The organism is Streptomyces sp. NPDC034037 (assembly GCF_055575715.1).
This window is the reverse complement of record NZ_JBVISC010000003.1, coordinates 792942-814789: the sequence shown is the minus strand read 5'-3', so window position 1 is coordinate 814789 and position 21848 is coordinate 792942. Positions and strand designations below refer to the sequence as shown.

19 protein-coding genes are annotated in these 21848 nt (G+C 73.6%); 6 read left to right on the top strand and 13 right to left on the bottom strand.

The annotated features are described in order from the left end of the window. Positions 1-22 precede the first annotated feature (22 nt). Together ACZ516_RS14130 and ACZ516_RS14125 are read left to right on the top strand one after the other, a co-directional pair. Positions 23-4612, top strand: coding sequence for a type I polyketide synthase (locus ACZ516_RS14130; protein WP_469010278.1), 4590 nt, complete (start codon positions 23-25; stop codon positions 4610-4612). Then, entirely contained in the window at positions 4609-6189 is a 1581-nt protein-coding gene (locus ACZ516_RS14125; protein ID WP_361084650.1) for a long-chain-fatty-acid--CoA ligase, read from the top strand. Before ACZ516_RS14130 ends, ACZ516_RS14125 begins: the two co-directional genes overlap by 4 nt. An 84-nt stretch (positions 6190-6273) precedes the next feature. On the opposite strand, the gene ACZ516_RS14120 is transcribed toward ACZ516_RS14125, so the two are convergent. Together ACZ516_RS14120 and ACZ516_RS14115 are read right to left on the bottom strand one after the other, a co-directional pair. Beyond that, positions 6274-7728, bottom strand: a complete 1455-nt coding sequence (locus ACZ516_RS14120; protein ID WP_361084653.1) for a flavin-containing monooxygenase — start codon at positions 7726-7728, stop codon at positions 6274-6276. Between the two features lie 398 nt (positions 7729-8126). Next, entirely contained in the window at positions 8127-8954 is an 828-nt protein-coding gene (locus tag ACZ516_RS14115) for an AfsR/SARP family transcriptional regulator (RefSeq protein WP_361084657.1), read from the bottom strand. A gap of 356 nt (positions 8955-9310) precedes the next feature. On the opposite strand from ACZ516_RS14115, the gene ACZ516_RS14110 reads away from it, so the two are divergent. Next, positions 9311-10306, top strand: a complete 996-nt coding sequence (locus ACZ516_RS14110) for an LLM class flavin-dependent oxidoreductase (protein ID WP_358699392.1) — start codon at positions 9311-9313, stop codon at positions 10304-10306. Beyond that, a complete protein-coding gene (locus tag ACZ516_RS14105; protein WP_361084661.1) occupies positions 10303-11079 on the top strand; it encodes a thioesterase II family protein in 777 nt (258 codons plus the stop codon). Before ACZ516_RS14110 ends, ACZ516_RS14105 begins: the two co-directional genes overlap by 4 nt. A gap of 5 nt (positions 11080-11084) precedes the next feature. Here the strand turns inward: ACZ516_RS14105 and ACZ516_RS14100 are convergent, their stop codons facing one another. After that, positions 11085-11360 carry a DUF6332 family protein gene (locus ACZ516_RS14100; protein ID WP_469010275.1) on the bottom strand — a complete coding sequence of 92 codons (276 nt, stop codon included), beginning with the start codon at positions 11358-11360 and terminating at the stop codon, positions 11085-11087. A 151-nt stretch (positions 11361-11511) separates the two neighbouring features. On the opposite strand from ACZ516_RS14100, the gene ACZ516_RS14095 reads away from it, so the two are divergent. Further along, the gene (locus ACZ516_RS14095; protein ID WP_358579266.1) at positions 11512-11904 is read left to right on the top strand and encodes a MarR family winged helix-turn-helix transcriptional regulator; all 393 of its coding nucleotides are present in this window, start codon (positions 11512-11514) and stop codon (positions 11902-11904) included. A 63-nt stretch (positions 11905-11967) separates the two neighbouring features. On the opposite strand, the gene ACZ516_RS14090 is transcribed toward ACZ516_RS14095, so the two are convergent. Together ACZ516_RS14090 and ACZ516_RS14085 are read right to left on the bottom strand one after the other, a co-directional pair. After that, positions 11968-12711: a maleylpyruvate isomerase family mycothiol-dependent enzyme gene (locus ACZ516_RS14090; protein ID WP_358913441.1), complete on the bottom strand. Its 744-nt coding sequence runs from the start codon at positions 12709-12711 to the stop codon at positions 11968-11970. Between the two features lie 51 nt (positions 12712-12762). After that, positions 12763-14055 (bottom strand): MFS transporter, encoded by a 1293-nt coding sequence (locus ACZ516_RS14085; RefSeq protein WP_469010273.1) that lies wholly within the window; start codon positions 14053-14055, stop codon positions 12763-12765. Positions 14056-14303: 248 nt separating this feature from the next. On the opposite strand from ACZ516_RS14085, the gene ACZ516_RS14080 reads away from it, so the two are divergent. Next, a complete protein-coding gene (locus tag ACZ516_RS14080; protein ID WP_358579258.1) occupies positions 14304-15536 on the top strand; it encodes an ROK family protein in 1233 nt (410 codons plus the stop codon). A gap of 60 nt (positions 15537-15596) precedes the next feature. Here the strand turns inward: ACZ516_RS14080 and ACZ516_RS14075 are convergent, their stop codons facing one another. The 8 genes from ACZ516_RS14075 to ACZ516_RS14040 form a co-directional block, all read right to left on the bottom strand. Continuing rightward, on the bottom strand, positions 15597-16817 hold the full coding sequence (locus tag ACZ516_RS14075; protein ID WP_469010272.1) for an MFS transporter: 1221 nt from the start codon (positions 16815-16817) through the stop codon (positions 15597-15599). A gap of 117 nt (positions 16818-16934) precedes the next feature. Continuing rightward, positions 16935-17534, bottom strand: coding sequence for a TetR/AcrR family transcriptional regulator (locus tag ACZ516_RS14070; RefSeq protein ID WP_469010270.1), 600 nt, complete (start codon positions 17532-17534; stop codon positions 16935-16937). Positions 17535-17577: 43 nt separating this feature from the next. After that, positions 17578-18516, bottom strand: a complete 939-nt coding sequence (locus ACZ516_RS14065; protein ID WP_469010268.1) for a phosphotriesterase family protein — start codon at positions 18514-18516, stop codon at positions 17578-17580. Further along, positions 18510-19094 carry a DUF4865 family protein gene (locus tag ACZ516_RS14060; RefSeq protein ID WP_469010266.1) on the bottom strand — a complete coding sequence of 195 codons (585 nt, stop codon included), beginning with the start codon at positions 19092-19094 and terminating at the stop codon, positions 18510-18512. The genes ACZ516_RS14065 and ACZ516_RS14060 overlap by 7 nt, the downstream gene beginning before the upstream one ends. Before the next feature lie 23 nt (positions 19095-19117). Beyond that, a complete protein-coding gene (locus tag ACZ516_RS14055; protein ID WP_358699174.1) occupies positions 19118-19513 on the bottom strand; it encodes a (R)-mandelonitrile lyase in 396 nt (131 codons plus the stop codon). Between the two features lie 14 nt (positions 19514-19527). After that, positions 19528-20151 carry a TetR/AcrR family transcriptional regulator gene (locus tag ACZ516_RS14050; protein WP_469010265.1) on the bottom strand — a complete coding sequence of 208 codons (624 nt, stop codon included), beginning with the start codon at positions 20149-20151 and terminating at the stop codon, positions 19528-19530. Positions 20152-20313: 162 nt separating this feature from the next. After that, the gene (locus ACZ516_RS14045) at positions 20314-20787 is read right to left on the bottom strand and encodes an ATP-binding protein (protein WP_358579243.1); all 474 of its coding nucleotides are present in this window, start codon (positions 20785-20787) and stop codon (positions 20314-20316) included. 617 nt (positions 20788-21404) lie between these two features. Beyond that, positions 21405-21734, bottom strand: coding sequence for a hypothetical protein (locus tag ACZ516_RS14040; RefSeq protein WP_358579242.1), 330 nt, complete (start codon positions 21732-21734; stop codon positions 21405-21407). Between the last annotated feature and the right edge of the window lie 114 nt (positions 21735-21848).

Sequence of the window (21848 nt, the reverse complement as noted above, 5' to 3'; positions counted from 1 at the left end):
ATTTCCTGACCGGAGGGAATAAATGTCGGAGGCATCGCAACCGAGCGCGGCCGAGCTGGCCGCCGTACTCGCCGAATTACGAAGCAAGGAGGAAGCGCTCGCCGCCCTCGAACGCGAGAAATACGAACCCATAGCCATCGTGGGAATGGGGCTGCGCGTTCCGGGTGGGAACAACGACGTCGACACCTTCGCGCGCTTCCTGCGCGAGGGCCGCTCGGGCGTCGGGCCGCTGCCGGCCGGCGAGCGCCGCCAGATGGCCCCGGACGGCGGCGCGGCCCACGAGGACGGCGCCGGTGCGTCCGGCGAGGCGGGGGACGGCGCGGCGGGCGGAGCCGAAGACGGTGACTGGCCGCGCGGCGGCTTCATCCACGACGTCGACCGCTTCGACGCCGCCTTCTTCTCGGTGTCCCCCAAAGAGGCCCCGTACATCGACCCGCAGCAGCGGCTGGCCCTCCAGACGGCCTGGGAGGCGCTGGAGCACGCGGGCGTCGACCCCACCTCGCTGCGGCACGGCGACACCGGCGTCTTCATGGGCGTCACCACGCTCGACTACATCTTCGAGTCCACCGACCTCGCCCCCGCCGACCTCGACGGCTACCTCGCGCCCGGACTGACGCACAGCGCGGTCTCGGGCCGGCTGTCGTTCTTCCTCGGGCTGCGCGGCCCGTGCATGACCGTCGACACCACCTGCTCCTCGTCGCTGACGGCCACGCACCTGGCCGTGCAGGCGCTGCGCGGCGGCGAGTGCGGCATCGCGCTGAGCGGCGGCGTCAACGTCATCCACAACGCGCACAACCACACCATCCTGTCCCTGGGCGGGGTGCTCGCCTCCGACGGCCAGTGCAAGACCTTCGACGAGCGCGCCGACGGCTACGCCCGCGCCGAGGGGTGCGGGGTGCTGGTCCTCAAGCGGCTGTCCGACGCGCGCCGGGACGGCGACACCGTCCACGCCGTGATCCGGGGCTCCGCGGTCGGCCAGGACGGCGAGAGCGCGGGCCTGGTGGCGCCCAACGGCGCCGCGCAGGAACAGGTCATGCGCTCCGCCCTCGCCCGCTGCCGCCTGACGCCGGGCGACATCCAGTACGTCGAGGCCCACGGCACCGGCACCGCGCTCGGCGACCCCACCGAGATGGACGCCATCAGCGACGTGTTCGCCGAGTCGCACACCAAGGCCGCGCCCATGGTGGTGGGTTCCCTGAAGACCAACATCGGCCACATGGAGGGCGCGGCCGGCGTCGGCTCGATCATCAAGGCGGTGCTCCAGCTGCGGGAGAAGACGGTCTTCCCGCACCTGAACCTCGTCACCCCCTCCCGGCGCATCGCCTGGGACGAAGCCCCCGTCACCGTCCCCACCGAGTGCCGTCCCTGGCCCGGCACAGGCACCGGGCGCGCCATGGTGAACGGCTTCGGTGTGACCGGCACGATCGCCTCCGTCGTCCTGGAGGAGGCACCGGCCGAGACCGCCGCGCCCACGCGGCAGGAGACGGCCGACGTGCGACCCAGCGCCGTCCTCACCCTGTCCGCCAAGAACCGCACCTCGCTGCGCCGGCTCGCCGAGCGCTACCTCGACCACCTGACCCGGCACCCCGACACCCCGCTCGCCGACCTGTGCCGCACCTCCAACACCGGGCGCGCGCACTTCCGTCATCGGATCGCCGAGGTGGTGGGCGACCGCGACGACACGGCCCGGGCGCTGGACAAGCGGATCGCCTCCCTGGCGGCGGGCACCACCCGCGGCGGGGGCTCGGCGGGCGTCCCGAAGGTGGCGTTCCTCTTCTCCGGGACGGGCACGCAGTACCCCGGGATGGGCGCCGCGCTCTATGCGCAGTACCCGGCCTTCCGGGCCGCGCTCGACGCGTGCGACCGCATCCTGACCCCGCTGATCGGCGTCCCCCTCGGTGAGCTGGTGCGCGGCGGGGGCGAGGCGCCCGAGCGCGTCCACGAGCCCCGCTACCTCCAGCCGGCGCTCTTCAGCCTCGAATACGCGATGGCCAGGCTCTGGCTGTCCTGGGGCGTGCGCCCCTCCGTGCTGATGGGGCACAGCCTGGGCGAGTTCGCCGCCGCCGCGGTGGCCGGGGTGTTCTCGCTGGAGGACGGGGCCCGGCTGGTGGCCGCGCGCGGACGGCTGAGCGAGGCGGTGCGGGACAAGGGCGGCATGGCCGCGGTCGGCGCACCGGCCGCCGAGGTCGCCCCGCTCCTCGAGGACTGGCCGGACCTGACGATCGGCGCGGTCAACGGCCCCGGGCAGTGCCTGCTCACCGGCGGCGACGACGCACTGGCCGAGGTGGGCCGGCGGCTCACCGAACGCGGGGTGAAGGTCACCCCGCTGCGCGGCGCCGTGCCCTACCACTCGCCGCTGATGGCCGACATCGTCGAGGAGTTCCGCGCGGTGCTGGACACCGTGGAGTTCCGCACGCCGACCATGGCCGTCGTCTCCAACGTGACCGGCCGCGTGGCGCGCGGGCGCCAGATGGCCGACCCCGAGTACTGGATCAGGCACCTGCTCGAACCGGTGCAGTTCGAGGCCGGCGTACGGGCGGTGGACCAGCGCGGGCGGCACGTCTTCGTCGAACTGGGCCCCTCCGCCGCACTCACCGCGCTGGCCAGGACCTCGGCCGGCGAGGCGGACCACGTCTGGCTGAGCAGCACCTTCCGCGACGACCACGACGGCGACATGATCCGCCGGTCCCTCGCCAAGGCGTACGAGGCGGGCGTGCAGGTCTCCTGGGCCGGCTACCACGACGGCGCTTCGCGGCGCCGGATCCCGCTGCCCTCGTACCCCTTCGACGGCAAGCGGTACTGGCTGCCCACCCCGCGGCGCAAAGCGGCCGAGGCGGCCTGGCAGGCGGAGAAGACCCCCGGCGGCGAACAGGCCGCGAGCGGCGGCCTGTTCTACGAGCAGCACTGGGTCCCCCAGCCGCTGCCCGACACCCGGCGGGAGGGGCGGCGCGTGCTGGTCGCGGGCGACCCCGCCCGGCTGCCGCGCGGGCTCGCCGAGGCGGCCGCCGCGGAGGGTGTCGCCCTCGCCGCGGCCACCGGCCCCACGGCCCTGGCCGAGGCACTGGACGGCGAGCCGCCCACCGACGTGTGCTGGCTGTGGCGCACCACCCCGGACGACCCCACGGCGGATGGGGTGAGCGCAGCAGAGCGTCTGCGCGCCGAGTGCGAGGCCAACTACCGCGACCTCCTCGCCGTACTCGACACCCTGGGCCGCAAGGGCTTCGGCCGCGGGCAACGGCTGTGGCTGGTGGGCGAGGGCGCGCAGCACCTGCCCGGCGACAAGTCCACCGAACCGGCGGCGGCGGCCACCCTGTGGGGCTTCGGCCGGGCCCTCGGCATGGAGTTCCCCGGCTACCGGGTGACCCTCGTCGACCTGCCGCCCGGCGCCGACGGCGCCCCCGCTCTCGTGGGGGAGTGGCTGGCGGCCGGGGAGAGCGAGCTGGAGATCGCCCACCGCGACGGCGGGCGCCTGGTGCGCCGGCTGCGCACGGCCGACGCCGTGCCCGCGGACTCCCGGCCGCTCGCCGTCCGCGCCGACCGCACCTACGTGGTGGCCGGCGGCACCGGCATGGTCGGCCGGGCCCTCGCGCGCCGCCTCGCCGCCCTGGGTGCCCGCCACGTGGCGCTGCTGAGCCGCACCGGCGGCCCCGCCCCCGTCCTCGGTGACGGCGTCACGGCGAGCGTCCACGCCTGCGACCTCGGTTCCGCGTCGGACGTCTCACGCGTCCTGGCCGAACTCGCTAAGGCCGCGCCCCCGGTGGGCGGCGTCGTCCACGCCGCCCAGGAGGCCGCCCAGGACCTGCCGCTCGCCCAGCAGACCTGGGAGAGCCTGGACGCCGTCTTCCGTACGAAGGTCTACGGCGCCTGGCTGCTGCACGAGGCGAGTGCCGACCTGCCCGAGCTGGACTTCTTCCTCGGCTGCTCCACGGCCGGGGCGCTGCTCGGCGCCGCCACCCAGACCGGCGCGGGCGCGGGCAACGCCTTCCTCGACCACCTGATGGCCCAGCGCGCCGGCGCGGGGCTGCCCGCCACCGCCGTCAACTGGGGGCCGTGGGCGCCCCGGGGACCCGGGCGGCAGCTCAGCTCCTCGCTGGTCCGCAGCTGGGAGGGCCAGGGCATCACGCTCCTCGACCAGGACGAGGCGACCGACGCCCTGCCCGCACTGCTGGACGCCGGGCGCCCCCAGATCCTGATGGGCCACTGTGACTGGAAGCGCTTCGTGGCCCGCAGGGCGCCGAGCGCGCTCTTCGAGGACCTCGTGCCCGGGTGCGCCGCGGCCGGCGCGGGGACCGACGTCGGGGCGCTGGCCTCGGACCCCGGGGCCGCCCGCTCGGCCGGTGTCAACGCGATCGTGCGCCACCGGCTCGCGGACGTCCTGCGCTTCGAGTCGGCCGATGACGTGGAACCCGACGCCGAACTGGCCGCCCTCGGCATGGACTCGCTCAACGCGGTCGAGATCCGCAACGCCCTGGAGGCCGCCTTCCGCATCACGCTGCCGGCGTCCGTCACCTTCGACCGGCCCAGCGTGGACCTGCTCAGCGCCTACATCGAAGAGCTGCTGTCCGGTGCCGAGGCACCGGCGCACGCGGCAGGAACAGGAGCCCACCGATGACCACCTCACCCCGCTCGCGGACGCTTCAGGAAGTGATCGCCCGGCAGGCCGGACTCCGGCCCGACCAACCGGCCGTCGTCTGCGCGGGCCGGACGCTCACCTACCGGGAACTGGACCGGGAGAGCGCGCTCACGGCCCGGGTGCTGCGCGCGTCCGGCGTCGGCCCCGGCTCCCGCGTGGGTTACCTCGGCAAGGAGGCCGTCGAGTACTGGGAGCTGGCCTTCGCCTGCGCCCGCACGGGCGCGGTCCTCGTCCCCGTCAACTGGCGGCTGACCGCGCAGGAGGTCGACCACATCCTGCGCGACTCCACCACCGAGATGCTCCTGGTCGACGCGGAGCACCTGCCGGTGGCCGCCGAGGTCCGCGAGGGCCTGCCCTCGCTGCGTACCGTGCTGTGCCTGGACGCCGGCGCACCACAGGCGCAGTCCCTGGCCGCCCGCAAGCGCTCGGTGGCCACCGGCCCGGGCCCGGAGGCCGGGGGCGAGCCGGCGGACGGCGACGAGAACAGCCCCGTCGTGCAGATCTACACCAGCGGCACCAGCGGCCTGCCCAAGGGCGTCGTCCTGCCCCACCGCAGCTTCTTCAACGTCGCCGCGGCGATGGACGACCACGGCCTCGACTGGCTCGACTGGAAGCCCGGCGACCGCAGCCTGATCGGCCTGCCCGGCTTCCACATCGGCGGCCTCTCCTACGGGATGCAGGCGTTCAACGCCGGGGCCACCGTGGTCTCCCTGCCCGCCTTCATCAGCTCCGACGCGGTACGGGTGGTCGCCGAGGAAGGGGTCACCACCGCCATCGTGGCGCCCGCCATGCTGGAGCTGATGCTCGCCGAACCGGCCGCGGGCCGGGGCGCCCTCGCCACGCTGCGCAAGGTCGTCTACGGGGGCTCCCCCATCGGCGAGGAGCTGCTGAGCCGGGCGATCGAGGTGCTGGACTGCGACTTCCTCCAGATCTACGGCAGCAGCGAGACCGGTAACTTCGCCGTCTGCCTGCCGCCCGCCGACCACGTCCCCGGCAGCCCGCGCCTGCGCGCGGCGGGCCGCCCCTACCCGGGGATCGAGGTCCGCATCGAGGACCCCGAGGGCAAGGAGCTGCCCGTCGGGGAGATCGGGGAGATCTGTGTGCGCACCCCGGCCCGGATGCTCGGCTACTGGCGGCTGCCCGAGGCGACGGAGCGCACCGTGGTCGACGGGTGGGTGCACATGGGGGACGCCGGCTGTCTCGACGAGGACGGCTTCCTCTACGTACGCGACCGGGTCAACGACATGATCATCGTGGCGGGGGAGAACGTCTACCCGGCGGAGATCGAGGACGCCCTCGCCCGGCACCCCGCCGTGGCCGGGGCCGCCGTGGTGGGCCTGCCGCACGAGCGGTGGGGCGAGTCCGTGCACGCCCGGGTCGTCCTGGAGCGGGGCCAGGAGGCGGGGGCCCGGGACCTGCTGCTGTTCCTGCGCGGACGCCTCGCGGACTTCAAGATGCCCACGTCCTACGACTTCGCCGAGGCACTGCCCCGCAACCCCAGCGGGAAGGTCCTGCGACGCGCGGTGCGCGACGAACTCGCCGCCGCCAAGGGCTGACCGGCGGCGCACGACACGGCGGTGGCCCGCCCCCTCGGTCAGGGGGCGGGCCACCGCCGTGCTGTGTGCGGGCCGGTCGAAGAGCTACCCGGCGTAGTCCCGCTCGGTGAAGACGGCCGTGCGCTCCCGGTAGGCCTCGATGCTGGACGACCAGTTGTTGACCACACGGCCGTCGCCGGTCGTGTACCAGCTCCCGCAGCCGGCGGCGAAGGCCGTGCCCGCGAGGTCCCGCCGCAGTTCCTCGTTGTAGCGCCGCTGCACCTCGGGAAGGACGTCCAGGGTGCGGTCCCGGCCGGTGTCGAGGGAGCCGAGCGCCTGGAGCACGTAGGCGATCTGGCACTCCACCATGAACAGGATCGAGTGGTGGCCGAGGTTGGTGTTCGGGCCGTACAGCATGAACATGTTCGGGAAGCCGTGCACGGCCACGCCGAGGTAGGCCTCCGGACCCTCCTTCCACGCCTCGCGCAGCGTCAGCAGATTCCGTCCGACGATCTCCACCCCGCCCGTGCGGTCGAGCGGCTGGAAGCCGGTGGCGTGCACGATCACGTCGACGTCGTACCGCCGCCCGTCCGTGGTGCGCACGCCCTCCGGTTCGATGCGGGCGATGGGCTCCGTCACCAGCTCGACGTTGTCGCGGGAGAGCGCCGGGTAGTAGTCGTCGCTGATCAGGACGCGCTTGCAGCCGAACGCGTAGTCGGGGGTGAGCCGTTCGCGCAGCTGCCCGTCGGCGACCTGGGCGGCCAGATGCTCTCCGGCGACCCGCCGGAACTCGTCCCGCACCGGGTTGCCGTCGTCGCGCAGACCGGCGGCCCAGCCGTCGCGCTCGCGGTAGAGGCCCTCGCGCAGAGCGGTGTAGCGCTCCGGTTCGGCGAGCAGCGCGGCCCGCTCCTCGTCCGGGAGCGCCCGGTCCTGGCGCGGCAGCAGATAGTTGGGGGAGCGCTGGAACACCGTCAGCCGCTCGGTGGCGTCCGCGATGGCGGGCACCAGCTGGACGGCGCTGGCCGCGCTGCCGACGCAGGCGACCCGCTTGCCCGTGACGTCCAGGTCCTCGGGCCAGCGCGCCGTGTGCACCTGGGTGCCGGCGAAGCTGTCCACGCCCTCGACGCGCGCCCAGGCCGGCCGGTCCAGCTGCCCCCACGCGGTGATCAGCACGCGGGCCCGCAGCCGCTCGCCGCGCGAGGTGCGCAGCAGCCAGCTGCCGTCGTCGTCCGACCAGGTGGCGTGGGTGACCTCCACGCCGAAGCGGATGTGCTCCGCCAGCCGGTGGCTCGCGGCGAACCGTTCGAGGTTGCGCAGGATCTCCGGCTGCCCGGCGTAGGTCCGCGTCCAGTCGGGCTGCTCCCCGAAGGAGTACCAGTACAGGTGGGACTGCACGTCGCAGGCGGCGCCCGGATACGTGTTCTCGCGCCAGGTCCCTCCGAGGGAGTCGGCCTTCTCCAGGATCGTGAACGCGTGCCGCCCGGCCTCCTTCAGCCGGGCGGCCATGCCGAGACCCGACATCCCGGCGCCGATGATGACGACCTCAAAGTCCTCGACCATAGTCATCCCTTTCGCAGTGTCTTTACCGTCGTCGTCGCTCACCTTGGCCAGCGGAGCTGATCGACGCCTGAAGGACGGCTGATAACGCGTCGAAACCATGAAAGGGCTGCGGTACGGCAACGACACGACCGGGGAATGTAGGGGGAATTGGGCATGCGAAAGCAACCCCTTTACTCGCGCGAAAAGGGGCGCGAATAGGGGTAGGGAAGGCGGCATGAAAAGCGGCAGGCAAAGAGAGGGAAATCGAGAAGCGGTCGATGTATATTCTGCCGCTCCGCGCTGACGCGTGGCTGACGCGACAGAACGAGACCGCGGCGGTACACCCTCCGGAAGAATTCGGGGGGCGTACCGCCGCGGTCTCGTCCGCGGCCCTGGCGCACCGTGCGCGTGTGAGCCGCCTACGCGGGCACGGTGGCGGCGTCCAGGGAAGGGGCCTGGTTGAGGATCTCCCGCAGCCGCTCGCGCAGCTTGAGCGAGGGCTCCACGCCCAGCTCGCTCGCCAGCCTGTGCCGCGTGCTGTTGTACGTCTCCACCGCCTCGGCCTGTCGCCCGGTCCGGTACAGGGCCAGCATGAGCAGCTCGGTCAGGCGCTCCCGCCAGGGGTGGATGGTGCGCATGCGTTTCAGCTCGCCGATGCTGTGCACGGGGTCCGCCAGCTGTATCTCCAGCCAGAGCCTGTCCTCGACGGCGCACAGCTGCTCCTCCTCCAGCGCCAGCGCCACGCTCTGCGACATCGGCCCCTGGGCGACGTCCTGGAAGGGCGCGCCGCGCCAGAGCGCCAGCGCCTCGCCGAACAGCCGGTGCGCCTCGGCGGGACTGTGCCGGACGCGGGCGCGGGCCTGGCCGGTCAGCCGGCGGAAGGCGGCCGCGTCGCTCTCCTCGCCGCCCGTCTCCAGGACGTATCCGGACGAGCGCGTGAGCAGCTCGGGCGCCCGCCCGTCCGTGCCCGCCGCCTGCTGGAGGGTGCGGCGTAACCGGTAGATGTGGGCCTGGAGCGAGTTCTCGAAGGTGGGCGGAGGGTTCTCCCCCCACAATTCGGTGTACAACTGCTCGGCGGACAGCGGCCGCCCCGCGCTCACCAGCAACGCCGCGAGCAAGGTGCGCTGCCGGTTTCCCCCGACGGAGTGGATACGGCCGCCCGCGCGCACTTCCAACGGCCCCAGAAAGGCGAAGACGGGATCGGTTCCGCAAGCGCGCGCGTCGTCGAACCGCGAATATGTGATCACTTTTTCCTCCAGTGCTGAACCAGTTCCCTCTATTTGCTCCGGGTCTCTTCATGACCGCAAGAGCCCATGAGGGGAAGCCGTCGTTTCCGCGCCAGTGCGTGCTCCCTGCAACAAAGCTGAATCCCGATGGTGATGTCGGGGCGGACCCGGACATCTCGGACAGTGAATGTGCGCGTTTTCCGTGCCTCTGCGGGGGTTGTTCGGTCCCGCTCATGGCTGATTCGGTTTCCGTATTAACAATTTTTCGATCGGGGCACCGGAAAGGGGCGGGACCGGGGCGCGCGATCAGGAACCTGTCAGGTGCGACTGCTTGGATCCCAGGGACCACTGACCATGACCCGAGAAAGAGGTGTGCGATGGGGGCTGCCCGTCAGCCGCTGCGCGTGGGGGTCCTGTTGCCGACCAGGGAACAGGCCGTCCTCGGCGAGTACGGCGTCTCGCCCCTGCTGGACTTCGCGCGGCGGGCCGAGGAACTGGGCTTCGACTCCCTGTGGACGGGTGACTCGCTCACCGCCCGCCCCCGGCTGGACCCCCTCGTCGTCCTGTCCGCCGTGGGCGCGGTGACCCGCCGGGTGCTCCTCGGCACCGCCGCCCTGACGCCGGCCCTGCGGCATCCGCTCGTGGCCGCGAGCATGGCCAGCAGCCTGGACCACGTCAGCTCCGGCCGGCTCGTCCTCGGGGTGGGATCGGGCTTCCCGGCACCGGAGACCGAGGAGGAACTTGCCGCGCTGGGCGTCCCGGTCACCGACGGCGCCGACCGGCTGGACGAGATCACCGAACTGTGGCGCACCGCCTGGAGCAGCACCCGGCCCGGCGCGCCGAACAGCTTCGCAGGACGGCGCTGGCAGGCACACGGCCTGGACCGGCTGGTGTGCCCCGCCGCCCCCGACGGGCCGCCGCTGTGGCTCGCCGCCGACGACACCGCCCCGGTACTGGAACGGGCGGCCCGCCGCTACGACGGCTGGCTGCCGTTCCTGACCTCCGCCGAGGCCTACGCCTGTGCCAGGCGCCGCCTGGAGGACCTCTGCCGGCGCGCGGGCCGCCGGGAGGGCGCGGTGACCCCGGCCCTGTACCTGACGGTCACCGTCGGCGCGGACGAGCGGGGTGCCCGGGTCGAACTCGACGACTATCTGGAGCACTGCTACGGCCGCACCCTGGAGCAGATGTCGGCCGTCCAGGCCTACGCCTGGGGCCCGAGCGAGCACTGCGCGCAACGCCTCGCCGACTATGTGCGGGCTGGCGCCCGCCACATCGTGCTCCGCATCGGATCGCTGCGGCCGGAGACCCACCTGCGGGAGATCGCGGACGTCCTCATGTCCAAGGCCCGCCAGACGGATCAGGAGAGCGCATGACCACCACCGGCAGCCCGCGACGCACCCGCTGGTTCACCACGTCCGGGGCCGACCCGAACGCCGACCACCAGGTGTTCCTGCTCCCGCACGCCGGCGGCACGGCACCGGCGTACCAGGCCTGGGCGGCCACCCTGCCCTCCACCATGGAGGTGCGCACCCTGCAACTGCCCGGCCGCCAGGAGAGGTTGGGGGAGGAGCCCTACACCGAGGTGGAGCCCCTGGTCGACGCGCTCCTGGAGGCGTTCGAGGCCGAGCTGGACGGCAGGCCCTACGTCCTGCTCGGCCACAGCTTCGGCGGCCTGCTCGCCTACCGGCTCTCCGTGGCCGCCGAGTGGAACGGCCTGCCCGCCCCCGCGCTCCTCGCGGTCTCCGCCTGGGCCCCGGGTCTCGAACCCGCCGCCGAGCTGGCCCGGGTGGCCTCCATGTCGGACGACGAACTCCTCGCCCGGGTGGCCCAGCTGGGCCTGATGCAGGAGGGCGCGACGCTCGACCCGGCCACCCTGGCCTCGATCATGCCCGCGCTGCGCGCCGACTTCCTGGCCGCAGGCAGCCTGCGCGAGGACGGCGAACCGGCGCCCTGCCCGGTCGCCGCCTACTGCGGCACGTCCGACCCCATCGCCGCTCCCGCCGGCATGGCCGCCTGGGAGGACCACTGCACCGACTTCCTCGGCGCGGCCGAGTTCCCCGGCAGCCACTTCTACTTCTTCGAGCACACCGCGGCCGTCCAGCACAGCCTGGTCCGCCATCTGCGCCGGCTGACCGCGCGGGCGTGAGCCGCCTAGGAATGAGGCCGGGCGGCCCCGCGGCCGCGGAACCGCCACAGGACGGTGGCGACGCGTACGGCGAACGCCACCGCGCCGAGCACGGGGCCCGCCACCTTCAGTACGCTCGCCACGGCGCGGGGCGGGTCGAACGCCAGCAGCGGACCGGCGGTCACCACGCCGATCACGGCGAGGGCCACGACGGCCGCGCTGATGAGCGCGTATCCGATCTCGATCGTGATCGCGTCCCGCTCGGCGGAAGTCCGCCTTCCCGTATACCCCGTGTCCGTCATGGGGGAAGTCTCACAGGCGGGCGCTCCGGCGGACAAGGGAGGCGGGCCCAGGACCTCCAGGTGCGCGCACGGCTGGCTGGCGCGCGTATCGCATGCACGTGCAATAGATGACGATGCAACAATCTGGACATCCTCTGCTACCGTGCGACACATGGCGGCCAACACAGCCGAGCAGGGGCTCGTGGAGCAATGGCGGGGCATCCTCGCGGTACACGCGCGCACACTGTGCGAACTCGACCGGGAGCTGCACCCCCACGGCCTGGGCGCGAGCGACTTCGAGGTGCTCGACGTACTGGCCGAAGGGTCCTCGGACGACGGTGGCTGCACGTTCCGTGTGCAGGAGATCTCGGCGCAGGTCCACCTGAGCCAGAGCGCCCTCTCCCGCCTCATCGGGCGCCTGGAGAAGGACGGCCTCGTGGAGCGCGGCATGTGCAGCGAGGACCGGCGCGGGGTGCGGGTCTCCCTCACGGACAAGGGCCGCGCGCTCCATCGCGAGGTACGGCCCGTGCAGCGGGCGGTCCTCGCCCGGATGCTCACCGGCTGAGCCGGGCGCGCGTGCGGGCCCGGCCAGTGTCGGCGTTCAGCACGTGTCGACGGGCGTCGGCGTTCAGCGCATGACGATGGCCGACTTCTCGCGCCACAGGGCCGCGAGCGAGCGGTCGCCCGTCACCTCCGGGAACGGCAGCCGGTTCCACAGCGCCAGATAGAGCCGCGCGGCCTGCCCCGATATCTCGCAGTCGGCAGGGGCCGTGGCGCCGCGCTCGGTGACCGGAGGTCCGTCGGACAGGCGCATGGTCCAGGTCCACTCGGCGGGCGCGTCCGTGGCGCGCACCCGCAGCACCCGGGGTTCGGCGGTGCGCACCTGGCTCTTCTCGCGCGCGTGGAGGCCGAGCAGCAGCTCCTCGATCCCGTCCACGGCGAAATCGGCGTCCACCGGCGAGGGGGTGCCGCCGCGCGCGGACTCGGCGTCGACCCGGTGGACGGTCGTCTCGTTCGCCTGCCGCCGGGCCCAGAAGGCCAGCGGCGAGGGGGCCGGCAGGAAGGCCCAGCACTCGACGTCGGCGGGGGTCGAGGTGAGCGTGTCGACGAGCGCGGCGTGCCCCTCGCGGAACCAGTCGAGGAGCGCCGTGCCGTCGAGGTCGGGCAGCTGCCCGCCGAGCCGGAACTCGGTGCGCCGCTCGGCGAGGAAGGCCGTCGCCCAGCGGTGCACCATGCCCGTGTGCCGCAGCAGGTCCCGCACCTCCCAGTCCGGGCAGGTGGGCACCTTGGCGTCGGGCCCGGCCTCCTCGGCGGCCCGGGCGAGCAACCGCCCCTCGTCGCTGACCACTTGTATGTGCCGGGAAATGTCCATGCGGGGATTGTGTCGGATGGAGCGCGCTCGAATGGGAGCCCGGGGGAGATGTCAGACCGTTTCCGCGGAGCGCTTGCGCTCCGGGCGTCCCGTGTGATCCGGTTCCGGGCGTCCGCTCCGCTCCGTGCGCCGGGTCGCGAGGCCGACGCACGCGGCGACCCCCGCGAGCACGGCGACGCTCGTCAGGGCGACCGGCAGGGAGTACCAGTCGGCCATGAACCCGATGAGGGGCGGTCCGACGAGCATGCCGCCGTATCCGAGTGTGGAAGCGGTGGCGACCCCGTCGGGTCCGGCGAGCGCGCCCGCCCGTTCGACGGCCACGGGGAAGATGTTGGCGAGGCCGAGCCCGGTGACGGCGAACCCGGCGAGGGTCAGGCCCGCGGAGGGCGCGAGCGCGCCGAGCAGCATCCCGGCGCACGCGGTGGCGCCGCCGGCGACGACCGTACGGGTCCGGCCGAGCCGCTCCAGCAAGGTGGTGCCCAGCAGACGGCCGACGGTCATCGCGAAGGCGAAGCACGAGTACCCCGCGGCGGCGATGCCCGGGTGCGCGTGCAGGTCCTGCTCCAGGTGCAGGGGACCCCAGTCCGCGATGGCGCCCTCGCCGTACGCCGTGCACAGCGCGATGAGCCCGAAGACCAGGACGAGGCCGCGGGTGCGGCGGTCCATGCGGCGCGAACCGCCCCGCTTGGACGCCGCGGCGGGGCCGTCGGGCCTGACGGGGGAGTGCGCCCGCAGGAGTTCCGCCGCGCCCGGCCGCAGCAGCGTGGGCGCCGTCACGGCCGTGACCGCGAGACCGGTCACCGTGATGCCGAGCAGATGGGGCGTGGGGGAGAGGTGCGCCGCGACGAGGCCGCCGAGCCCCGCGCCGAGCATGCCGCCCAGGCTGAACGCCGCGTGGAAGCTCGGCATCACGGGGCGCCGCAGAGCGCTCACCAGATCGACGGCGGCGCTGTTCATCGCGACGCTGATGCCCCCGTACGCGGCCCCGAAGACCAGCAGGACGAGCCCGAGCACGAGGACCGAATCCGTCAGCGGCGGCAGCGCGACGCTGAGCGGGAGCAGCACCCCGCAGGCCACGGTCACCGGCAGGCTGCCATGGCGCCGGCAGAGGCGGCCGGTCAGCGTCATCGTGACCACCGCGCCGGCGGAGACGGCGAGCAGGGCGAGCCCCAACTGGCTCGCCGAGGCGCCGGTCCGCTCCTTGATGGCGGGGACACGGACGACCCAGCCGGCGAAGACGAAGCCGTCGAGGGCGAAGAAGACGGTGAGGGCCGCGCGCAGGCGGCGCAGGGCGGGATCGGTGGGCCGCGACGCCGCGGTCCCGAGTTTGTTTAGTAGCGGCACAAAGTCAGGGTAGGGGTGCGCACCGGTCTCGTACAAGGCGATTCGGCGCTCGGGACGACCCGGGGGGGGGCGATCCCCGTACGCGGCGCCGGGGCACGGACCGGCCCGGCGTACGAAGACGCCCGCGCCCCGGCTCCTCGGCGAAGGCCCCGTCGCCCCTCGCCGGGGAACGGGCGGATGACCTGCGCACGACGACGCCGTGTACGGAGCAGGCGATGCCGTGTGCGGATCATGGGAGACTCGCCCTCATGAACGGCAAGGCTGACCCCCGTGCCGAGGGGGAAGTGACCACGCGTACCCGCCTGGAGCGGGGCCGCGGCGCGCTGGGCCCCGCGCTCGAACTGGTCCACACCGGGCGCGCCCCCACCCGTGCCGTCCTCACGGCGGAGCTGGGCGTCACCCGCGCCACGGCGGGCGCGGTCGCCGCCGAGCTGGAGGCGCTCGGCCTGATCCGGATCGATGCCAAGCCGAGCGCGGCGGCGGGCTCGCAGGGCAGGCCCTCGCACCGCCTGTCCGTCGCGGACGAGGGGCCCGTCGTGCTGGCGGCGCAGGTGCACGCGGACGGTTTCCGTGCCGCGCTGGTCGGCCTCGGCGGCCGCGCCGTCGCGACCGCTCCCGGCTGTGAGACCGTCGACGCCGACCCGGCCCAGGTGCTTCGCTCTGTGGTCGACGCGGGCGCGCGGCTGCTGCGCGAGACCGGCCGGCGCTGCGTGGGCGCCGGCCTCGCCGTGCCGTCCGCGGTGGCCGAGCCGGAGGGCACCGCGCTCAATCCGCTGCACCTCGCCTGGCCCGCGGGCGCGCAGGTGCGCGAGATCTTCACCGAGTGCGTGCGGGCCGCGGGCATCGAGGGACCGGCCTTCGCGGGCAACGACGTGAATCTCGCCGCCCTCGCCGAGCACCGCCACGGCGCGGGCCGCGGTGCCCGGGACCTGCTGTGCGTGGCGACGGGCCACCGGGGCGTGGGCGGCGCCCTCGTCCTCGACGGCCGTCTGCACACCGGGAGTTCGGGCCTCGCCCTGGAGGTCGGACACCTCACCGTGCACCCCGAGGGGCGGCCCTGCTACTGCGGGAGCCGGGGCTGCCTGGACGTGGAGACGGACCCCCTCGCCTTCTTGACGCAGGCCGGCCGCGAGCCGGGCCCCGAGGGGCTGCTCGTCCAGGCCCGGACCCTGCTGCGCGACGCGTACGGCGACCCGGCGGTGCGCGCCGCCGCCGAGGCGCTGATCGACCGGCTCGGCCTCGGTCTCGCGGGCCTCGTCAACATCCTCAACCCGGACCGGATCATCCTGGGCGGGCTGCACCGCGCCCTGTTGGAGGCCGACCCGGAGCGGCTGCGCGCCGTGGTGGCGGACCGGAGCCTGTGGGGGCGCAGCGGCAGCGTGCCGATCCTCGCCTGCACCCTGGACCACAACAGCCTGGTGGGGGCCGCGGAGCTGGCCTGGCAGCCGGTGCTCGACGACCCCCTGGGGGCGCTGGGATAGGGAACGGCCGGGTTGGCGGCCGCGGGCGTCGCGGCGACGGCCGCCGGAGCCGGACGGGTGCTACACCCTCTCGGGCACGTCCAGGCCGGGGGCCACGGGGCGGGAGGCCTCGATCGGTGCCGCCGCGCTCGCCCTCGCCCCGGCCCGGCGGCGCAGCACGTCCGGCACCAGCGTGCCGAGCCCGAGCGCGGCGAGTCCCGCGCCGATCCACAGGGGTGCCCGCAGCCCGAAGGCGTCGATGGCGGGGCCGCCGACGGACGTGGCGATGATGATGCCGAGGGTGATGAACGAAGAGTGGACGGTGTTCACCAGGGGCCGCGCGTTGCCGGCCCGCTGGACCCGGGTCGCCAGGGCCGGGTTCATGGTGACCCCGACCAGCCCGATGCCCATCGTCAACGCCACGGCGGGCAAGGTCAGTTGGGCGAAGAGTGCGAACCCCGCCAGGAAGGCGACGTTCAGCGTGAGCCCCACGCCGAGGACGGCGACGGCGCGGCGGTCGGCGAGCCGCCCCACGATCGTGTTGCCGACGACGGTGGCGGCGCCGTACGCGATGAGCAGCAGGGGGACGGTCCCGGTGGCGAAGCCGGTGACCTCGGTGAGGATCGGGTTGAGGTAGCTGAAGGCGGAGAAGGTGGCGCCGATGACGAAGGTGCTGGTGGTGAGGGTCAGCCACAGGCGCCGACTGCGGAAGGCGCCCAGCTCCGCGCGGAGACCGCCGCTCTCCTCAACACCGCCGTCCGCGTCCGGCACGCCGGCGAGCGTGGCGAGCGCCGCGAGCACGGTCAGGGCGGTGATGGCCCAGAACGCGGCGCGCCAGCCCAGGTGTTCGCCGATGACGGTCGACAGCGGCAGGCCGAGCAGGGTGCCGAGCATCAGCCCGTTGAGGGCCACGGCGATGGCGCGTCCGCGCATGTCGGGCCGGGTGAGGCGGGAGGCCAGGGAGATGGAGACGCCGAAGAAGGCCTGGGACGCGATGCCGGTGAGCACCCGGGCCACCAGCATCGTGCGGTAGTCGGGCGCGAGGGCGGCGAGCACGTTGCCGACGAGGAAGATGCCGAACAGCAGCATGAGCGAGGTCTTCTGACGCGATCTCAGCAGAGCCACGGTGAGGCAGGGCCCGCCGAGGGCCATCGCGGCGGCGAAGGCGGTGATGAGGTAGCCGATCTCGGGAATCGTGGCGTGCAGTCCCTCGGCCATCCGCGGCATCAGGCCTGCGACCACGAACTCGCTGGTCACCATGGCGAAGATGCCGAGGGCCAGGACGTATACGGCACGGGGCATGGCGGTGTGCTCCTGTCGGGCGCGGCGGGCGAACGTTTTGGATAGGTCAGTACAAAATGAGGACATGCGAAGGCGACGAGGGTGCGAGCCGGGCCCGTGCGGTCGACTCCGGGGCGGTCAGCGAACCGCCAACGCGTCGAGGGCGGTCTCGGCGATGGCCTCCAGGGCGGCGCGGTCGACACCGCCCTGCGCGGAGATCCGCATCCCGCCGATGACGGCGTTGACATAGCGGGCGAGGGTGTCCGCGTCCCGCTTCCGCGTGATGTCGCCGTCCCGCTGCCCGGAGCGGATCGCGGCCCGCAGCGCCGTGAGCCGGATCGCGAGGTCCCGCTCCAGCATCGCGGCCGACTCCGGGTCGCGCGCGGCGAGTTCGACGGTCGTGTTGACGGTGAGGCAGCCGATGCTGCGCCCGTCCTCGCGGTGCTCGAACTCGCCGTCGATGATGCGGGCGAGCAGCGCGCGGACGCGCTCCGTCGCCGACCGCTCCCCGTCCTCGAGGATCTCGATCTGCCCGGCGTTCATGCGCTGCATGTAGCGGGCCAGGGCGCGCCGGAACAGGTCGTGCTTGCTGGTGAACGTGTTGTAGATGCTGCTGCGGCCCAGGCCGGTGGCCTCGCACAGGTCCTGGGTCGAGGTGGCCTCGTAGCCGTTCACCCAGAACGCGCGCATGGCCGCGTCCAGGGCCCGTTCCTCGTCGAAAGTCCTCGGGCGGGCCATGGGGAGACCGTACCGGTTTTGGAACGGACGGTGCAATACGTTCCTACGCCCACTCCACCCCGAACGCCCGTCCCGCGTTGGCCGTCAACATCAGCTCCACCGGCTCCGCGCCGACGGCGGCCTCGAGCCGGGCCCGCACTCCCCGCAGCAGATGGGGCATCCCCGGCCCGCCCCGCACCGACCTCGCCCCCGCCGTGGTCGTGTCGCCGCCCAGCAGCAGGCGGTCGGCGTACCCCGCCTCCACCAGGGCGCGCACCGCTTCCGGCATGCGCCAGTCCGTGGCGTGATGGGCGCGGGAGGGGCCGTCGAAGGCCAGGAAAGCACCTGCCTCGGCGGCCCGGCGGTGGACGGCTAGGTCGGGGGAGCGGTTGAGGTGCCCGAGGACCACCCGGTGCGGGGCGACCGCCAACTCCCCGCACAGCAGGTCGAGTACGTCCAGTGCGGCGGTGCCCAGCTCTAGGTGGACGGCGATCGGCGCGCCCGTCGCGTGGTGCGCCTCGGCCGCCGCGCCCATCGTCCAGCGCGCGTGGGCGTCCAGCCCGTGGAAACCGCCCGCGACCTTGATCAGCCCGGCGCGTACACCAAAGTCCCCGATGCCCTCCGTGAGTTCGCGGACGAACAGCTCCGCGAGCCCCTCGGCGCGCAGGCGCGTCGGCAGCTCCGCCGGGTAGTGCACGGCTTGGTGCAGGCCCGTCGCGGCGACGATCCGTACGCCGGCCGCCCGGGACAGCTCCGGCAGTCGGGCCGCGTGCCGCCCCATCCCGTACGGCGTCCACTGCACGACGCCGCGCCCGCCCACCGCGTGGAACGCGGCCAGCTCGTCCGCCGCCGCTTCCGCCGAATCCAGCTCCTGGCCCGGCAGTTGCGGGCTGCGCAGGAAGAGGTGGTCATGGGCGTCGCAGACGCCGAGGTCGGCCGGGGCGATGTCCCCGAGGACGGTACGCACCGTGGGGGCGGCGCCCGCATCCGGCGGGGTCACCACTGCCGTCCCGTCGCCGGCTTCTCGCGTTCGGGCGCCGACAGGTGCAGCACCTGGAAGACCTCTCCGGGGCCCTCGGGCGCCGCACCCTCCCAGAGCGAGAAGTGCACCGCTTCCCAGGTGCGGGGGTCGATCGCGGTCAGCGCGCTCATCGCGCCGTCGTGCCGCACCGACCGCCGTGCCTCGTCGGCGAGTTGCTCCGCCAGCTCGGGCAGGCGTGACGTCGCGGGGATCGGTTGGCGGTGGCGTACCGCCGTCCGCGGTGTCACGGCGGGCGCACCCGTGTCCTCGTACGCGAGGACCGGCCAGTGCTGCACCACCGGCCGCCCGAAATCGTCGGCGAGCTGCTGGAAACCGGGCCCCCACAGGAAGGAGTTCATGCCCGCGGCGGTGTTCCAGCAGTAGAACGGCGCGTACTGGTTGACGGGCGAGCCGTCCGTGCCGCGCTCGCGCATCAGGTACGCCTTGAAGCCGAGCCCGGCGAACGCGTCGAGGAGGTGGCCCTTCGAGGCGACGCGGTGGCGGATGATCCCCATGTCGTAGTCGGCGGGCAGTGTGATCTCGTACTGCATGGCACGCATCGTGTACTTCCTTGGTGGCGGGCTCAGTTGGGGCAGGCGCCGGCGTCGACCAGGGCGCCCCAGTCGGCGGTCGTCCCGTCCTCGGCCGCCTCTACCACGGCCAGATGCGTCATGAACGTGCGCGGCCCCGCGCCGTGCCAGTGCGCCTGGCCGGGCTCGATCCACACCGTGTCACCCGCCCGGATGGTCTCCACCGGGCCTCCCTCGCGCTGCACGAGGCCCTCGCCCTCGGTGACGTGGAGGACCTGACCGTGCGGGTGGCGGTGCCAGGCGGTCCGGGCGCCGGGCGCGAAGTGGACACTGAACATCCGCAGGCGTGAAGGGGGTGGAGGCGCGGCTATCTCGTCGAGCCAGACCGTTCCGGTGAAGTGCTCGGCCGGGCCCGGCCGGCTGTCGGGCCGATGACGGGTGATGTGCAACGGATGTTCCCTGCTTACTCGTTGGTGTCGGCGTGGGAGGCGATGGCAGTGGTGGCGTGCGGGGCCGCGCAGCCCCTGAGCAGCGCGAGCAGGCCGCGTACCGCCGCGTCGAAGGCGGCCGGTGAACCGGCGGAGCGGGCCAGCACGTAACCGCCCTGGACCGTCGCGACGACCGTCGAGGCGATCTCCCGCGCGTCGAGCGCGGACGTGAACTCGCCGCGCTCGCGGCCCTCTTCGAGGATTCCCGCGAGCCGGTCGCGCAGCCAGTCGAGGGTCGCGGTGACCGGGGCGCGCAGTTCGTCGCTCGCGATGACGTCCGGGTCCATCGTGAGCCGCCCGACCGGGCATCCCCGCAACACGTCCCGCTCGCGCAGCAGATACGCCTCGATCCGCCCGTACGCGGATCCCGGGGCGCCCAGCACGGCCTCGGCGGCGGCCCGCATCTCCTCGGCCGTCCGCCGGATCGCGGCCAGCGCGAGATCGGACTTGCCCGCGAAGTGGTGGTACATGCTGCCCTGCCCCGCGCCCGCGTGCTGCTGGATCGCCTTGGGGCTGGTGCCGATGTAACCCCGCTCCCACAGCAGCGCGCGGGTGGACTCGATCAGACGCTCCGGAGTGCTCATGCGGACACTGTACATACTAGTAGGTACAGAGGTCTATGAGGGGCGCGCCTCTCGCCGTTCGGTTACACCTGCCGGGGGAGCGTCGGGGGGCCCGCGCCCCGTTCGGCGGGCGGCACGTCCCGATGTGCCGCCGGCCGTCTTCACCGGGTGCGGGCGGGAAGGAGGGTCACCGCCCGGTCAGCCGGCAATGGCCGACCGGGCGGGAGTCTTCGCGGCCGACCCGTACACGGGATACGCGGGCACGGTCGCCAAGGGGGAGGGCGCGGGCAGCGTGAACCACACGGTCTTGCCCGTGTCGCCCCGCGGACTCACGCCCCAGCTCTCGCTGACCGCCGCGACCATCGCGAGGCCTCGGCCGCAGGTGGCGAAGGGTTCGGCGTCGTGGACCTCGGGAAGCCGAGGGTCGTTGTCGTGGACGGAGACCGTGAGGCGGTCGAGCAGCAGCTCGATCTCCACGGTGCAGCCCTTGTCCGGTTCGGCGTGCCGGTGGACGTTGCTGAGCAACTCGGTCACGCCGAGCGCGGCCTGGTCTATCAAGGGATCGAGATGCCAGTAGCGCAACTGCGCAGAGATGATTCTGCGGACCTGGCGGATCCGCGACGGCAGAGCCTGGAGCTCCACCGTGCAATGCCTGCTTGGTTGGCTGATCACGGCTGCGACTCCCCGAATTGAGGTCCGGAAGAAGACGACGTTCGGATCGAGCAGGGGGCCGCGTGGTCTGCCGCCTGCTGCGTGGCCGGCGGCGGGCTGGTTCTTCAGCGTCATCGCCGGTAAACCCAGAGTGATGTGAGACCAGAGTGACCCAGGGGGTGCGGGCGTGCAACCGCGCGCGCCGCCGTGGCTCCGCCGCCGGGCGGCGCCGCCTCTCCCTTTCGCCCCGGCCCACGACACCGGACGGCCTCCCGCCCGGCCCCGCCCACGGCGCCGAGGCCCCGCGCGTCCGGCTGCCACCCACAGCCTTCCGCCCCGACCCAACCCACGGCACCGGACGGCCTTCCGTCCGGCCCCGCCCGTAGTAGCGAGGCCCTGCGCGTCCGGCTGCCGCCCACAGCGGCCGACAGCCTTTTGCCCGACCCCGCCCACGGCGCCGAACAGCTTTCCGCCCGGCCCCGCCCACGGCAGCGAGGACTTGCGTCTCCCGCTCCCGCCCACGGCGCCGGACAGCCTTCCGCCCGCTCCCGCGCCCGCCCGTAGGCACCGGGGGACCGGCGCGTCGGACCCCCGCCCGCCGTCGAGGACCCGCTCACGGCGGCGGGGGACGCTTCCGGTCAGAGCCGTCGGCGTCGCTCGCCGGCCCGGCGGACGGCTTCGATGAATCTGCGCACGGTCGGCGGGCCGCCCTGCCCCGGGCCCGGTTCCCGCTCGCCGAGCGTGAGGGTGTAACGCCTGCCGTTCACGTCGGCCAGCGCCTGGTCCTGGGCCGCGAACCACGGCTTGCCCGTGCGCACCGCCTGCACCGGCGCGCTGTCGATCTCCTTGCCGTAACTGGTGAGCAACTCCAGTCTGCCGTCGGCGATACGGACCTGCCCGGCCCGGGTGAGGGAACGCAGGCGCCGGCCGATCCGCACGCCCGTGGCCGTGAACTCCGGCTCCGCCATGAGGCTCCGCCCCCTTGTATTTCTCGGTGAACCGCTCCTGTCGGGACACGTGCCCCTGCGGTGCAGTCTGCACGCCACCGGCGCCGAGCACCAGTGTGCGTGGAGACGTCCCGA